This window comes from Flavobacterium columnare (assembly GCF_014844295.1).
GTDB lineage: Bacteria > Bacteroidota > Bacteroidia > Flavobacteriales > Flavobacteriaceae > Flavobacterium > Flavobacterium columnare.
Genome location: NZ_CP054494.1, coordinates 172,291 through 188,073 on the forward strand (window position 1 = coordinate 172,291; position 15,783 = coordinate 188,073).

Annotated in this window: 16 protein-coding genes; 6 read left to right on the forward strand and 10 right to left on the reverse strand. The window is 29.8% G+C overall.

Translation table 11 applies throughout. The features are described from left to right. Position 1 precedes the first annotated feature (1 nt). Genes HUE53_RS00745 through HUE53_RS00760 form a run of 4 tightly spaced genes read right to left on the reverse strand, consistent with a single transcriptional unit; the run spans position 2 to position 3,624 of the window. A complete protein-coding gene (locus HUE53_RS00745; protein ID WP_014165336.1) occupies positions 2–778 on the reverse strand; it encodes a polysaccharide deacetylase family protein in 777 nt (258 codons plus the stop codon). Positions 779–780: 2 nt separating this feature from the next. Then, on the reverse strand, positions 781–1,725 hold the full coding sequence (locus tag HUE53_RS00750) for a glycosyltransferase family 2 protein (protein ID WP_107317168.1): 945 nt from the start codon (positions 1,723–1,725) through the stop codon (positions 781–783). Then, complete coding sequence (locus HUE53_RS00755; protein WP_107317169.1) at positions 1,715–2,911, reverse strand: glycosyltransferase family 87 protein; 1,197 nt, start codon at positions 2,909–2,911, stop codon at positions 1,715–1,717. Before HUE53_RS00755 ends, HUE53_RS00750 begins: the two co-directional genes overlap by 11 nt. Further along, positions 2,896–3,624 (reverse strand): Kdo domain containing protein, encoded by a 729-nt coding sequence (locus tag HUE53_RS00760; protein WP_065213257.1) that lies wholly within the window; start codon positions 3,622–3,624, stop codon positions 2,896–2,898. The genes HUE53_RS00755 and HUE53_RS00760 overlap by 16 nt, the downstream gene beginning before the upstream one ends. A gap of 67 nt (positions 3,625–3,691) precedes the next feature. Here HUE53_RS00760 and HUE53_RS00765 point away from each other — a divergent pair, with 67 nt between their 5' ends. Beyond that, on the forward strand, positions 3,692–4,663 hold the full coding sequence (locus tag HUE53_RS00765; RefSeq protein WP_107317170.1) for a hypothetical protein: 972 nt from the start codon (positions 3,692–3,694) through the stop codon (positions 4,661–4,663). Positions 4,664–4,790: 127 nt separating this feature from the next. Here the strand turns inward: HUE53_RS00765 and HUE53_RS00770 are convergent, their stop codons facing one another. Then, positions 4,791–5,798, reverse strand: a complete 1,008-nt coding sequence (locus HUE53_RS00770; protein WP_014165340.1) for a 3-oxoacyl-ACP synthase III family protein — start codon at positions 5,796–5,798, stop codon at positions 4,791–4,793. A gap of 230 nt (positions 5,799–6,028) precedes the next feature. Between HUE53_RS00770 and HUE53_RS00775 the strand changes: the two genes are divergently transcribed. Continuing rightward, positions 6,029–6,802 (forward strand): sulfite exporter TauE/SafE family protein, encoded by a 774-nt coding sequence (locus tag HUE53_RS00775; protein WP_014165341.1) that lies wholly within the window; start codon positions 6,029–6,031, stop codon positions 6,800–6,802. On the opposite strand, the gene HUE53_RS00780 is transcribed toward HUE53_RS00775, so the two are convergent. Then, entirely contained in the window at positions 6,795–7,730 is a 936-nt protein-coding gene (locus HUE53_RS00780) for an ABC transporter ATP-binding protein (RefSeq protein ID WP_014165342.1), read from the reverse strand. The genes HUE53_RS00775 and HUE53_RS00780 overlap by 8 nt on opposite strands. Before the next feature lie 154 nt (positions 7,731–7,884). Here HUE53_RS00780 and HUE53_RS00785 point away from each other — a divergent pair, with 154 nt between their 5' ends. Together HUE53_RS00785 and HUE53_RS00790 are read left to right on the forward strand one after the other, a co-directional pair. Further along, positions 7,885–8,742, forward strand: coding sequence for a helix-turn-helix domain-containing protein (locus HUE53_RS00785; protein ID WP_065213255.1), 858 nt, complete (start codon positions 7,885–7,887; stop codon positions 8,740–8,742). A 94-nt stretch (positions 8,743–8,836) separates the two neighbouring features. After that, the gene (locus HUE53_RS00790) at positions 8,837–9,982 is read left to right on the forward strand and encodes a hypothetical protein (protein ID WP_014165344.1); all 1,146 of its coding nucleotides are present in this window, start codon (positions 8,837–8,839) and stop codon (positions 9,980–9,982) included. Between the two features lie 44 nt (positions 9,983–10,026). Here HUE53_RS00790 and HUE53_RS00795 read toward each other — a convergent pair whose 3' ends face one another. Together HUE53_RS00795 and HUE53_RS00800 are read right to left on the reverse strand one after the other, a co-directional pair. Beyond that, entirely contained in the window at positions 10,027–10,719 is a 693-nt protein-coding gene (locus tag HUE53_RS00795; protein ID WP_041253206.1) for an OmpA family protein, read from the reverse strand. Positions 10,720–10,733: 14 nt separating this feature from the next. Next, positions 10,734–11,210: a hypothetical protein gene (locus tag HUE53_RS00800; RefSeq protein ID WP_065213938.1), complete on the reverse strand. Its 477-nt coding sequence runs from the start codon at positions 11,208–11,210 to the stop codon at positions 10,734–10,736. Between the two features lie 161 nt (positions 11,211–11,371). On the opposite strand from HUE53_RS00800, the gene htpG reads away from it, so the two are divergent. Continuing rightward, positions 11,372–13,255 (forward strand): molecular chaperone HtpG, encoded by a 1,884-nt coding sequence (gene htpG, locus HUE53_RS00805; RefSeq protein WP_192188603.1) that lies wholly within the window; start codon positions 11,372–11,374, stop codon positions 13,253–13,255. Between the two features lie 48 nt (positions 13,256–13,303). Here htpG and HUE53_RS00810 read toward each other — a convergent pair whose 3' ends face one another. Together HUE53_RS00810 and HUE53_RS00815 are read right to left on the reverse strand one after the other, a co-directional pair. Next, positions 13,304–13,492, reverse strand: coding sequence for a cold-shock protein (locus tag HUE53_RS00810; protein ID WP_014165348.1), 189 nt, complete (start codon positions 13,490–13,492; stop codon positions 13,304–13,306). A 12-nt stretch (positions 13,493–13,504) separates the two neighbouring features. Beyond that, positions 13,505–13,936: a cold-shock protein gene (locus HUE53_RS00815; RefSeq protein ID WP_014165349.1), complete on the reverse strand. Its 432-nt coding sequence runs from the start codon at positions 13,934–13,936 to the stop codon at positions 13,505–13,507. 999 nt (positions 13,937–14,935) lie between these two features. Here HUE53_RS00815 and HUE53_RS00820 point away from each other — a divergent pair. Next, positions 14,936–15,340: a DUF2721 domain-containing protein gene (locus HUE53_RS00820; RefSeq protein ID WP_014165350.1), complete on the forward strand. Its 405-nt coding sequence runs from the start codon at positions 14,936–14,938 to the stop codon at positions 15,338–15,340. The last annotated feature ends 443 nt before the right edge of the window (positions 15,341–15,783 follow it).

Consider the following 15,783-nt stretch of genomic DNA (forward strand, 5'->3'; position numbering starts at 1 on the left):
TTTATTTAATTGTTGCTATAAATTCTTTAAATGTTCCAAATATTTTATTTTTTTTCTTAAAATAAAGAATAAAATCATCCAATCGTTTTATTAATGGATCACCACTGTTTTTGACAACATATTTTGGGAAATTAAACTTTTCTGGCTGATTTAAATCTATAAATTCCCAAGGATGCAAGTATATATTTAAATAACCATCTTTATTATATGTCCAATTAGCCAATAGTTTATAAACCCACATTGGTAAATTATGGAAAGATAACCAAAACAATGGAAAACGCACCCAAGGACTTACTGAGGCTGGAATTTGTAAAACTTGGTCCTGATAAAAATAGTTCCTTGGTTTGTCTAGATTATTATAACGTCCTGGCAAAAACGTTGGATTTATAGATGAATTATATGTGTAACCTGCTTTTTGAATTTCTTTTTCATCTACTGGATACATACGAGGCATTCTAAAACCTATTACTTCTTTACCTGTTAATTCTTCTAGTTTATCTTTTGACTCTTTAAGATGTTTTATTTCAAAATCGGTATGATAATAGTTATGTGAGGCTATTTCGTGTCCTGACTGAATGATACGATCTATGACTGTTTTTGCATTCATAGCAAAAGTGGCTGTAGAAAAAAAAGTAGCTTTAATCTGATGTTTATCTAATAAGTCTAAAATCTTATTAGTCCCATCAATAGAAATAGACATTTGTTCTTCAAATGCAATTTCTTTGCCATATTCAAAAGGCATATCAAACTCTTCTATATCAAAACTTAATAAAATCATACTTATTTTTTATAATTAGTGTCTCGAATTAAATAATTAGGTCTTCCTTTAGACTGCATAAATAATTTACCTACATAAATTCCTATAATTCCTAAAACAATCAGATTTAAGCCTCCAAAAAACACAACTGTACTTATAAGAGAAGCCCATCCTGAAATTACGTGTCCATGATAAATACTAAATAGTATGTAAAAAAGGTACCCTATAAAAGAAAATAATGTGATAAACAAGCCCAATAGAACCGCTAAATACAACGGACGTGTACTAAACGATGTAATGCCTTGTAATGCAAAACGGAACATTTTTCTTACTGTATACTTACTTTGTCCCGCAAATCGTTTTGCAGGTTGAAATGAAATTCCATATTGTCTAAAACCTAGCCAATTTATCAATCCTCTAATAAATAATTCATTTTCAGAAAAACCAGAAAAGACTTTTGCTACACGTTGATCCATGAGTCTAAAATCCGCAGTCCCAGGTTCAAATTTAACTTCTGAGAGATAGTTCATCAAGCTATAGAATCCTCGAGAAGTTTTTTTCTTAAAAAAGGAAAGATTTTCATCTTCTTCTCTAATAGTATATACTACATCAAAGCCTTCTTCCCATTTAGCTAATAATTGAGGTAATAATCCAGGAGGATGTTGCATATCTCCATCCATTGTTATAATAGCATCTACGGTATCTACTACGGTATCTACTCCTGCTTTTAGCGCATTTTGATGTCCGAAATTTTTAGATAATTCAACGTAAAATAATTTATCGTCTTTTTCTGAAAATTTCTTTAATGTGGATAATGTTGAATCTTTACTTCCATCATCTACAAAAACTAATTTGTATTCATAATTAAGAGTTGAAAAAACTTGATGTAAAGAATCAACCATAACTTTTAGATTTCCTGATTCATTATAAGTAGGAATTACTACAGCTATTTTTTTATTATTTGTCATTTTCTAACCTTACATGATTATTATTTGAAGTAGGCAGTACTAACATTTCATATACTATTTTAAGCCAGACTAATACACAAGGTAGCGCCTTTAAAGCATAGGGGTTTATATACTTTTCTCTTATAAATTTTGGAAATAAGTCAGTCGGAGAAAAACTCGTTAATAACATGGCTAAAACAAATAAAAACCAATCTACTTTAGTAATAGCTTTTCCTTTTAATACAAACCAAATGGCTACTCCAAAAAATGCAATTATATAGGTGGGTGATTCTGATCCTGAACTAAATATTACTGTAAATATTAAGACTGAAGCCAATAAGAGTAATTGAAATTTTCTATCCTTGAACGCAGACCATCTTAGATAAGGCATTCCAAAAAGTATGACCCCTACTCCTAAAAAAGGTAAATTAGACCATTCTGCATGTCCTGAAATACGTCTAAACATTCCCATTACAGAAATATCTTGTCTGGAAGTAAATGACGCATTTTCGCTATTTTTTACTACTAATCTTTCAAACCACTCAATGTATGAATGACAAACAAAACTAGGTGATGAAATAAACATGGGCAATACAAATAAAAGGGTACTCCACAAAACAAGTCCGCCAATAAATTTAGGTTTGTTCTTGATGAAAAAGAAAAAAGCTAATCCAACAATTCCGTACAATTTAATAAAAACACCTAAAATGATACAAAAGGCAGCCCAAAGTTCTTTTTCTTCAATGATAAAAACATAGGTAAGAATTATCAAAGCAGTCATAATTGGATTGAATTGTAATCCTAAATTAGATGTTATAAATTCATTTAAACAAATCCATAAAATCAAATTTATTTTTTGGGTATTCAAGGGGAGTTTAAAAACACTCCATACCAGCAAAAAAGCGTTAAAACAATTCCATAACACAATCCCAATGGCATCAGGTAAAATGGCAAATGGAGCTATAAACAAACCAAATATGGGACCATAATGGTTATGATCAAAATACAAACTAGGATACTCTGCATACAAAGATTGTTTTTCTAATGTATGCCAAAAAACATTTTTAAAGATTAAATAATTATTATAGCTTCCTCTTGCAAATTGTTTTATAGCTGAAACAGCCGAAATAATTATCCAAATTATTGCTATATTTTTTGGATTTTGAAAAAAACTAACTGTAAAAATATTTTTTATCTTTTCAACCATTTTTTTTTGAACTTTTTCTTTGCAATTACCTTCTTTTGAAAGGCAGATGTATGATATACTAATTTCTCAAAAACTTCTTGTTTTGTTTTACCATAAAGAGTAGCGTATTCTTCACTTATGACTTCTATTTGATCTTGTCTTGGAGTAATTCTCTCCATATTTTTCATTCTTCGATCAAAAGTCATATTGGTATGAAATTTCATCCTATTCAAATCTACAAGATAAAAATTATATCCTCCTGTGTTATTTTTCTTGATTAATGTATTACCAGGTGAGTGATCTAAGAACTCTATTCCCTCGCTATGGAGTAAAAAAGTAAATTTTGCAAATTCTTTTAAAATTGTTACATGATTTGGCTCATCTATTGGCAAATCTAGTAGATCTCTAAAAAGAAAATCGTATTGAATATGTTCACATACATAATAACTGTCTTTCAGAGTAAACAAAGAAAAGTTTTCATAATAACCTACTGGTAAAGGAGTTCCTATTCCTTTTTTTGTTAAAAGATGAGCATATTCATAAGAACGCCTTGCTTTTGATTTTCGAAAAAATTTATATACAACGCCGTTAAACAACGAAGGAATTTTAAAGATTTTCACATTCAAGACTTTCCCTTCGTATGGAATAATTTTTATCTGATTTCTTGTTCCTATCGTAAAATCGGTTCCTTTTTCTTTTAGTTGTAGCAATAGGTCTTGAATCTTTCTATCCATGAAACAAATTTTAATGAGGACAAAAATAACTTAAAATTAATATCTTTACGCTTTTTATTAGAATAAAATGAGTCAAAAAATTTGTGTTATTAGTTTTGATCACTGGAATTATGATTGTCATATTGTTACAGAACTTCAAAAACTAGGCCATGAAAGTCATCATATAAGAATTGGAAATTTAAAATACAAAAATTTCCTTGAACGATTAGCCAATACTTGTTCTAAAGTTTTTTTAGGCAAAAACCCTAAAATCAAAAAACGCCAAGAGTATATATTATCAACATTAAAACAATTAGGGAAACAAGATCAAATTTTAGTTATAAATCCAGAACTCATAGAGCTTGAGTATCATTTAGAAATAAAAAAGTTTACCAATAAATATCTAGCATATCTATATGATAGCATAGAACGAAATCCGATTGACCATTTACCGTCTAATATTTTTGATAAAATATATTCTTTTGATATTAAAAATTGCAAAGAACATTGCTTTGTCAAAACATCCAATTATATTTATACTGTAGAAAATAAATCCGCAGAGAATATAACCCAGAATTTCATTTACATTGGTTCTATTGACGAAAGAATTGACTTATTGAATCAAATAGGTGAAATATTAAAAAGAAAAAAACTTTCTTTTAGCTTTTACAGTATTGGTAAAAAATCTTGGATTTATAATTTTAAAAAGAGATGTTTAGGTCGTTATCCTAATATTATTTTTAAAAGAAAACGTTTTAGTCAATCTGAAACATTAAACTTATACAAACAAAGTTCTGTTATAATAGACATTATACGAAAAAACCAAAGCGGTTTGAGTTTTAGGATTTTTGAAGCATTGGGTCTTAATAAAAAAATAATTACAAACAATCCTTCTATACAAAAATATGATTTGATTAAAATTAATTCTATTTTTCATTTAAACGACCTTAATGAACTTGATAATATTGAAGATTTCCTTAATTCTGATACAAAAATTGATGAGTCAATTATGAAACAGTATAAGTTAACGAACTGGGTACAAAAGATTTTCTCTCTATAAAGAGAGATGTCCTAAAAGACCTCAACCTTGTCATTTCGATCAAAGGGAGAAATCATAATAGTACTAATAATATGATTTCTCCTAATATCGAAGTAACTAAACGCTAAAGTGTTCTTTTTTTTATAGATTACCACTTTATAATAACACTTCCCCAAGTAAAACCTGAACCAAAAGCGGCTAAAACAACAGTATCCCCTTCTTTTATCTTACCTTGTTCCCAAGCTTCTGTTAGCGCAATAGGAATGGAAGCTGCTGTAGTATTTCCATACTCCATAATATTATTATATACTTGATCGTCTGTCAATTGGAATTTTTGCTGAATAAACTGAGAAATACGTAAATTAGCCTGATGAGGAATAAGCATGTCTATATCAGACACTTGTAAGTTATTAGCTTTTAATCCTTCCATAATTACTTCACTAAAACGAACTACTGCATTTTTAAATACAAATTGTCCATTCATATAAGGGAAATAACTTTGATCATTTGGATCATTATCATCAATTATATCTGTTACCCAACGTTTTCCCATACCTGGCGCAATAAGAGCTAATTCTTCTGCATATTGTCCTTCAGAATGTAAGTGAGTAGATAAAATACCTTTAGACAAATCTTCTTCGCGTGTTAAAACCGCTGCTCCTGCTCCATCTCCAAAAATAACAGATACTCCTCGTCCACGAGTGGTCATATCTAATCCTCTAGAATGAACTTCTGAACCAATAACCAATATATTTTTATACATCCCTGTTTTTATATATTGATCTGCAATAGAAATAGCATACACAAATCCAGAGCACTGATTACGAACATCTAATGCTCCAATCGTTTTTAGTCCCAAATCACGTTGTACTAGTACCCCTGGCCCTGGGAAATAATAATCTGGACTTAGCGTTGCGAAAATTAGGAAATCTATATCGTCTTTGCTAATTCCTGCTCTTTCTATAGCTATTTCAGCTGCTTTTACTCCCATTGAAGTAGTCGTTTCTTCAGGACTATTTACATGGTGTCTTCTTTTGATTCCCGTTCTTTCTTGGATCCATTCGTCATTGGTATCCATAATTTTAGATAAATCGTCATTGGTTACGACATTTTCTGGAACATAATAACCCAATCCTGAAATTCTAGAATGATACATACTTAAAATTTTAGTTAAAAACCAGCCAACAAAGTTAACCTAACTTACAGTATTAACAAAATTTACAACTCTTTTTTTATAAATCAACAATTTAAAAAAACGCATTAAAAATAACACATCTCAAAATAGGAAGCTTTGATTTTTAAAATATAACTTGCTTGTGTATACTAATTTTATTTGATCTTTGTATTGAATTGATTTCCTCTTTTTATTTTTTTACTATTTAAACTATGGATTATATCATAATTTGTATCGTTGCATTCATAGGAGCTGGCTTAACGCTCTTTTCAGGTTTTGGATTAGGAACTCTTTTACTTCCTGTTTTTGGATTATTTTTTCCTATTGAAATAGCAATTACATTAACGGCTCTTGTACATTTTTTAAATAATGTTTTTAAACTTTTTTTATTGGGTAAAAACGCCGATAAAGACGTAATTCTAAAATTTGGGATACCCGCAATAATATTTGCCTTCATTGGTGCTTATTTTCTTACATTATTAACGAATCAAAATAGCTTGTTTGAATATAAATTAGAAAACAAAACTTTTCAAATAACTCTATTGAAAATCCTCATTGGTTTTCTTCTTATTTTCTTTGCTTTATTTGACATTATACCTAAACTAAAGAGGTTGGAGTTTAATAACAAATATTTAAGCCTTGGCGGGATTGTAAGTGGCTTTTTTGGCGGAGTCTCTGGTCATCAAGGAGCTTTACGAAGTGCTTTTTTAATCCGAGCTGGCCTAACAAAAGAATCATTTATTGCTACGGGAGTGGTAATAGCTTGTTTGATAGATATTTCAAGGATAAGTATTTATATCCCTAGAATTATTAACAATGATTTAAACCTAGATTTTAGATTGGTTGTAATTGCTACATTATCTGCTTTTATTGGGGTTTTTTGGGGTAATAAAATAGTAAAAAAGACTACACTTACTGTTGTCCAACAAGTTGTAGCTTTTTTACTTTTTTTTTATGGCATGGCACTTATAATAGGGCTTATATAAGAACTTCTAAACTTACGTCTAACTGTAGCTCTAAAAGATCACGATGTTCAAAAAAAATTGGTCGTCCATTAAAGGCTGCTTTAATCAAATAATACCCTCCTTTATAGTAGCATTGCTTGACTGTGGCTTTTAACTGTCCTTCCTCTGAAACCCTTAACTGATGTGGATATAATAGTATGGTTTCTGACAATCCATTTTTATTAATAACTAATTCATTAACTTCTCCAAATAGAGAGGCAACGTATTTATTTTTCGGATTCGTATAAATTTCTTTAGATGGCGCTTTAACGACTAATTCTCCTCCTCTCAGGACTATGGTTTCGTCAGCAAAAGCCAATGCGTCTGTACTATCATGAGTAGCAATAATTACAGTAATTTCTTTGGTTTTTAAATACGCAAATAAATTACGTCTTAATGCGTTTTTTCTAAAATTATCAATATGACTAAAAGGTTCGTCTAAAAGTAACACTTCGGGCTCTAAAGCCAAGACTCTGGCTAAAGCTACACGCTGCTGTTGTCCTCCACTTAGTTCACTCACTTTACGTCTTGAAAAATCGCCCATTTCTACTATGTCTAATAGTTCTTGGATGCGCAATCGTTTAATTGCTAACAGTTGATTTGACAAAAACTTCCCTACACTTTCAGATACGGTTTCATAAGGCATTAGTCCAAAGTCTTGTGCCATATATTTCATAAATGGCATCCCTGGAACTAAATTTTGCTTAGGTCCTGTAATAGGGGTTTCATTCCAAAAAAGACTTCCTTCATTTACATCATATAATCCATAAATCAATTTCAATAAAGTACTCTTTCCACAACCACTTTCACCAATTAATGCAATGTTCTGTCCTCTTTGAACCTCAAAATCTATAGCCTTTATAATAGCCGTATCTGTATATCCGAACGAAATATTTTTTACTTGAAGCATTTTCTCAAATTAGGGTCACAAAAATAACAAGAATATCTAAGACGCAAATATTTTTTAAGCATAAATAATAAGATTCAATTATGATTTGAAAAGAAAAATTGATATATAAAACCATTTTTTTTAAAATCATAACAATAAATTTCAAAAAAAAAGAATGGAAAGAATTGATTTTAAAAATAATCAGAATGAAATACTCGTTTCTATTATAAATTTTAACAATACTGATTTTTGGGATTATATAATAAATAAAAACTTTTATGGCATTTTCATTTTTAATAACGAAATATCTTCTCCTATATTGTTTGAAAATGCAAAACATGAAATAACTTTAAATTGTATTTTGTTTTTTTATCCTTATCAACAATTGAAATTTACTTCTGGTCTTTCTGGTAAATTACTTTTATTTCATCCCAATTATTTTTGTTTAGACATACACGCAAAGGAATATGGCTGTCAAGGAGTTGTTTTTCAAAACATATTACAAACTCGTATTATGCAACTTCCCGCTCAAGATTTTCACAAGATAGCACATCAATTAAGTTTAATTGAAGAAGAAATACAACACATTTCAATTGGAACTTACTTTTTAATATTAAACTACATAAGTATTTTATTACTTCTATGTTTAAGAAGTATAACCGCTCAAAAAGAAATCCTATTAGATCCTGATTTGAATCGTTTTAAAATATTAATAGATCAATACATCACTTCAGAACATCAACCTAATTTCTATGCTCAAAAACTTAATCTAACAACTAGAGAACTAACTCTTCTTATTAAATCCAAAACGGGCAAAACCACTCAAAAAGTCCTACATGAGAAACTCATTGCATTGGCTAAAAGTAAACTTTTTAATTCTAACTTGAGTGTAAAAGAAATTGCTTATGAATTAGGTTTTGAAGATCCTTTATACTTTAGTCGTATTTTCAAACAACATACCCTTGTTTCTCCAAAAGATTTTCGGATAAACTTAAAGCTAAATCATATTGAAGATTTTCAAATAAAAGTTTAGTTTTTTATCCATATCTCTGTTTTTTTGTCTATTCTATCATTCCTTAGCAAAAAGTAGTTTTGTTTCAACAATGTTTAACCAATTTTAATTAACAATGAAATCAAAATTATTCCAATTTGCTTTATTCAGTGGCTTTAGTATTTTGAGCCTTCTATCTTGTGAAAAAAACAATCTTTCTCCTTCAGAGATAACTCCCTCCGTTCAAAATGATTTTATAGGAACATGGGACAAACAAGACACTGTAAGGATTTCCTTTTCACAAGATGGAAAATTCACAGCTCAACGATGGATAGCTACTGACCAATCTTATGCTAACAACTTTGCTGTAGAAGGAGATTATACCACTACAAATGGGGAGGTTATCATTAATGTAAAAAAATCAAACTTAGCTCATTTATGGTCGAACCAAAAATTAGAAAAAATCATCTTAAAAACAGAATTAGCTCCAAACAAACACATGGTAAAAGTCAAATCTGTTACGATATTCCCTTCTAATCTAGATGTGAAAGATGCTGTTATCAAAAGGTTGTCTAACTCATTTCAAAAGAATTTAGAACCTAAAACCTCTCTTCCTTTTGAGTTATTGACATTAACTGACGTTATGACCCACCAACCTACAAACACACCTAGTATTAAACCATGGACTTACAGAGGAGGTGAATTTAATTTTTCGTTAAATAATTATCAATTGGGAGTTTCTACACCTGATCAAGCAATCGTTAATCTGCCTTTTTCACCAATGGGGCAACACTTACACTTAATTGTAGATGATGCTCCTTATGTAGGAGTAGCTAGTAATCCTTTTAAATACAATTTAACGGATGGTGAACACAGTATTGTAATTGCTGCGGGACGTTCTTATCATGAAATATATAAAAATCCTGAAGCAATCATTGCAGTAAAAAGCACAATTAAGAATGGAGAAGAAATTGCTAGAATAAATAGTACTAATCAATCAGACATTTTTGCCAGCAGACCTAGAGGATCTTATTCTACAACTGACGCTAAAAGGATTTTAATTGATTATATTTTAACAGAAGCTTCTAAGATAAACGTTGATTCTAAAAAATACACTGTTAGAATTACCTTAGATCAAACACCTTTTTTAAACGAAAAATGGGTACCAAAAGTTTTAGAAGGATTAAGCAGAACAGGAACACACAAATTAATTTTGGATTTATATGATTTAGAAAATAGAAAAATTGTTTCTACTAAAAAATCCGAATTTACAATTCAATAAAAATGAGGGCAGTTCTTTTATAGACTGCCCCTATTTATAGTTTGTTATTGTCCTGCTTCGTTTTTAGCATCTTGAATCATCTTTTGGTTGGCTGTAATAGCAAATTCAACACGACGATTTTGAGCTCTACCAGCATCCGTATCATTACTTACTAATGGATCCGCTTCTCCCATACCTGTTGTAATAAAACGATTTGTATTTAAGCCTTTAGAAACTAAATAGCTTTTTACTACTCTTGTACGATCATCAGATAATTTCAAATTATACTCATCGGATCCTTTACTGTCAGTATAACCATAAATTTTAATATCGGTATCTGGATATTCTTTAAAAACAGGCACTAATTTATCTAAATTCGCTTTAGCTTTAGCAGTTAAAGTGGCTTTATTAAAATCAAAATTAACGGAGTTTTCCCCCAAAGTTAATTTAATTCCTTCTCCTACCCTTTCTACTTGTGCTCCTGGTAATGATTCGCTAATTTTGCGTGCTTGTCTATCCATCTTGTTACCAATAACTCCACCAGCTACACCTCCGATAACACCTCCAAGAACAGCTCCCAAAGCACCATTCCCTCCTTTTCCTATGTTATTTCCTAACACGCCTCCTAAAACAGCACCTGCTACAGTTCCTAATGCAGCTCCTCTTTGTGTATTATTTGTGTTTTTAATTGCTTCACAACTTGTCATTCCGCTAATCAAAAAGGCTCCTGACAGGGTATATATTGCTATTTTCTTCATCTTTCTATGTTTTTTTATTTTCTTCTAAAATGGTAAACTACCTTACCTCCATTATTTCCAACTTGTACTTTGCTTGTTAAATCAAATGAGTTTTGTGTTACATTTGATACAATCAAAATATATCCAGAAGTCACTTTTCTTGGTTTTTCACCTTCTTTGATAAACTTCAAAACCATTTGGTTTTCGTCAGTTACATACCATTTAATATCAGAAGCATACGAGGAACAACCCGCTTTATTTAAAGCCACATTACCCGAATCATTATTAGACACCAAATGCCATTCACTTCCTTCAAAACATTTTGCATCTGCAATTTCAAAAGAGGTTACCTTAAAATATTCAGACCCTGCGTATTCTACTCCACTAACTACCCAATCCCCTTTTAGTGATACTTGTGTTTTTCTATTTACACTTGTAGTAACTAATGATTGTTTAGGCTTGCAGGAAACCATAATTCCTAACACAGTGGCCATTAAAACTAGTTTTTTCATTTTATTTTGATTTTTTACGTTTGCCAACGAGGCAAATTTAATACCAATTTAGCAATTTTTTAGTAGAAAATCTACTACGAAAACCGTCAATTTGTCATATTTCAAGAATTGGTATCTTATTTGAAAAGATATAAACCATCAAACTTAAATTTAAATAACGTATGACAACAGGAAAAATTAATGTTTCAGTAGAAAACATCTTTCCCTTAATCAAAAAGTTTTTATATAGTGACCATGAAATCTTTTTACGCGAATTGGTTTCTAATGCTACAGATGCTACTTTAAAATTAAAACATTTAACCAGTATTGGTGAAGCTAAAACAGTATACGGAAATCCTATAATTGAGGTAAAAGTAGACAAAGAAGGCAAAAAACTTCACATCATCGATCAAGGCTTAGGGATGACTGCTGAAGAAGTAGAAAAATACATTAATCAGATTGCTTTTTCAGGTGCTGAAGAATTTTTAGAGAAATATAAAGATTCAGCTAAGGATTCAGGTGTAATTGGTCATTTTGGTTTAGGTTTTTATTCTGCTTTTATGGTAGCTAATAAGGTAGAAATCATTACCAAATCTTTTAAAGACGAATCGGCAGCACATTGGACTTGTGATGGAAGTCCTGAATTCACTCTTGTACCTCATGATAAAACAGAAAGAGGAACTGAAATTATCCTTCATATTGCTGATGATTCTGTAGAATTTTTAGAAGAATTCAAGATTCGCGAATTATTAACAAAGTACAACAAGTTTATGCCTATTCCTATTAAATTTGGCACTAAACAAGAGGCTCTACCAAAACCTGAAGATGCTCCTGAAGATTACAAGACAGAATATACAGAAGTAGATAATTTTATTAATAACACAAATCCTGCATGGACAAAACAACCATCTGAATTAACCGAGGAAGATTATAAAAACTTCTACCGCGAATTATACCCAATGAATTTTGAAGACCCTTTATTCAATATTCATTTAAATGTAGATTATCCCTTCAATTTAACTGGTATTTTATACTTCCCTAAATTGACTGGCGATTTGCAGATTCAGAAAGATAAAATTCAATTATACCAAAATCAGGTATTTGTAACAGATAACGTAGAAGGTATCGTGCCTGAATTTTTGATGATGCTAAAAGGTGTGGTAGACTCGCCAGACATTCCATTAAATGTTTCTCGTTCGTACTTGCAAGCAGATGGCAATGTAAAGAAAATATCCAACTATATTACGCGTAAAGTTTCCGATAAATTAAAATCGTTATTCAACGAAAATCGTGAAGATTTCGAAAAAAAATGGAATGATATTAAAGTGGTTTTAGAATATGGTATGCTATCAGAGGCTAAATTCTATGAAAAAGCAGGTGATTTTGTATTGTATCCTACTACTGATAATAAATATTACACTTTAACAGAATTAAAAGAAGCTTTAAAAGACACCCAAACTGACAAAAATGGCAAATTAGTTATTCTTTATACCTCTAATAAAGATACTCAACATAGCTATATTGATATTGCCAAGGAAAAAGGCTACCAAGTATTATTATTAGATTCACCTATTGTTTCGCATTTGATTCAAAAACTAGAAGCAGATAATGAAAATGTAATGTTTACTCGTGTCGATGCTGATCATATTGATAAATTAATTCAAAAAGAGGATGCTACAATTTCTAAATTGTCTGAAGAAGAAAAGGAAAAGTTAAAAAATGCGATTGAAATAGTAGTTCCTAAAGAAAACTATACCGTTCAAATGGAAGCTTTAGAAAGCACTTCTGCCCCATTTATGATTACACAACCAGAGTTTATGCGTCGTATGAAAGAAATGAGTCAAACTGGCGGTGGTGGTATGTTTGGGATGGGCAATTTCCCAGAAATGTATAACTTAGTAGTAAATACAAACTCTGAGTTAGCTACATCTATTCTAAATAGCGATGAAAACGCACAAAAAGACTTAGTAAAACAGGCTTTAGATATAGCTAAATTATCACAAGGTTTATTAAAAGGTGAAGAATTAACTTCGTTTGTGAAAAGAAGTTTTGAATCTTTAAAGTAGACACCAAAATAAAAGCCTGATGAGAATCAGGCTTTTAAAACAATCTTATTATTTTCTTTTCACATTAACAGCAGCTAATCCTTTAGCTGTACGCTCAACCTCAAAAACGACTACATCATTCTCTCTTACACGTTGTGTTAAACCTGTAGTATGAACAAAAATTTCTTGTCCATCATTAGAAGTAATAAATCCAAAACCTTTTGTTTCGTTAAAAAACTTTACTGTACCTTCTTGCATTTCTATTTATATTTAATTAATAATTATGAGATGTGTAGCCCTAAAACCTTTAGGGGTGACTTCTTTCTTAAAGCTTACTCTTACATTTCTTTTAAATTTAGTATTAGAAGCTTCAAAATGAAATAATAAATTATCTCTGGTTTCATCCTCGGTTATAAAGCCAAAACCTGTTTCTTTTATAAAAGTAATAAGACCTGTAGAAAAATCTTTTCTTATCTCTCCCGTATTCTTATTTATATTTTCACTATTCTTATCTGTTTCAACAGTTTGTAAATGAGGCGGAACGGAAGTTAACTTTCCATTTTTATCAACATATACGAACATTTCCTCTAGGGTTTTCCCTTTATTATTATTGACTTTACGCTCGTTCCTTCTAAGCGCTTTATCTTGTTGTTTTTTTACTTTTTTCTTATTATTTTCTTTTTTAGAATAAGAATCTGCCATATATATCTCGATTTACTTGTATCATTAACCATTAATTAATCATATAGATATAAATCATAGTATCTTAGTACTACGGGTACATAACTTCTAATTAAAAAATAGATTTTAAAAAAATGGCAGCTGGAAAGTAATTACTGAGGAAGTTAAAAAAGTACTTGAACAGAAAATCAAAAAGCAGTAACCTTTAAATTAAAAGGCAAATGTACGTCTATTTATTTATAAATAAAGTTTTTTTTATTCTTTGTTATCAAAATTTTATTTTTATCAAAAAAACACACCCAAAACAACATTATTACTTTCAATTCTATTAAAATTCTGTTTTAAAATAAACATTTTGACTTTTTTTAATCTATTCAAAAGGTCAATCTTAGTCAAAACAAACGAATTAATGTTCTTAATTCATTGTTTTTAAGCCTAAAACCATCCTCGGCATACGCTTTCTTATCTGAATACATTCTAATTTATAATATCATAATTCCCCTCCTTTACTTTTTGTTTTTTATATAATAGCAACGAATATTTATAGAAGATCCGTACAAAATTATCCAAAAATAAGCACTCAAAACTAATTTTATCCCGTAACGTTTACCGGATTGTCACGGAAAACAAGATCTTTTTTTTAAGATAAATTTAATCCCTAAAATAATCAGACATTAAAAACCGTTAAGTATTTTTAGTAACTTTGACAGAGTCTATTCTAAAGTCAGAATCAAATCTGAGAAGATTGGTAATATTCAAATAGCATAAAACTTAAAAAAGAAAAATTTAGCCGTTTCTATTCTATGGCTCCAAAAAAGATAAAAACTATTAATTTATATTACCTTTAACTAGTTTGCTAACTAATGATCTGTAACGAAAGATTGAATCCTATTAATAATAGCCGTTCCTATGTTATTATTTGATCATTAACTCTAAAAACATATTTTGTTCAACCCTATAGAATAGATAAAATTAAGTAAACATTTTATATCCTTTTTAACTAACAAACAAAATAAGAATATGACCTTATCAATTGAAACACCTGCCTTACTATTTTCAGCCAGTTCTTTAATTTTATTAGCCTATACAAATCGTTTCTTAACTATTGCCCAAATTATTAGAAATTTGAAAAAGAATTATGAAGAGGCTCATAACAAATCTATTATCCTTGAAATTAAAAACTTAAACAACCGGCTAACCTTAATACGTTTTATGCAACTTATGGGAGTACTTTGTTTATTTTTATCTGTTTTTGCAATGTTATTATTATTTTTTGATTTACAATACATTGCCATTTATTTCTTCGTTTTTAGTCTTTTTAGTCTATTGGTTTCTTTAGGCATTTCTTTTTGGGAAATTAGTATTTCTGTACATGCTTTAAGACTTCATTTGAGCGATTTAGAAGAATTTTCAAAAAAGAATTAAGTATTTAGATCTTAATCAATACCCGATTTACTTTACTTTTTGTTTTTTACCAAAAAGCATTCATTTGTATTAAATCCAGATTATGCGTTAAACTTTGTAATGAAGAATAAAAGGGCAAAAAAGATAAAAAGGCGCGGAAATTTTTACCAAAGCTATCCTTTTGCTACATTCCTTTTTTATTTGTAATATTTTTCTAATGCTCAATCTGGGTTCTACCTAAAACTTAAATTCAGTCAATAAAAAAAGGCTGTCCCAACAGCCTCTTTTAATACAAATAGCAATCTAAGTCTTTTTATATACATTATAAAAGGTATTTTATACCATTTAAACTCAAAATACACTGGATTAAAAAGTAAAGTTCTCGATACGTTTTTTTTCATTTTAAAAACAACTCGAACAGACGGTTGAGTTATATAATTGAAATCATCGTTCGTTCGAGCGCG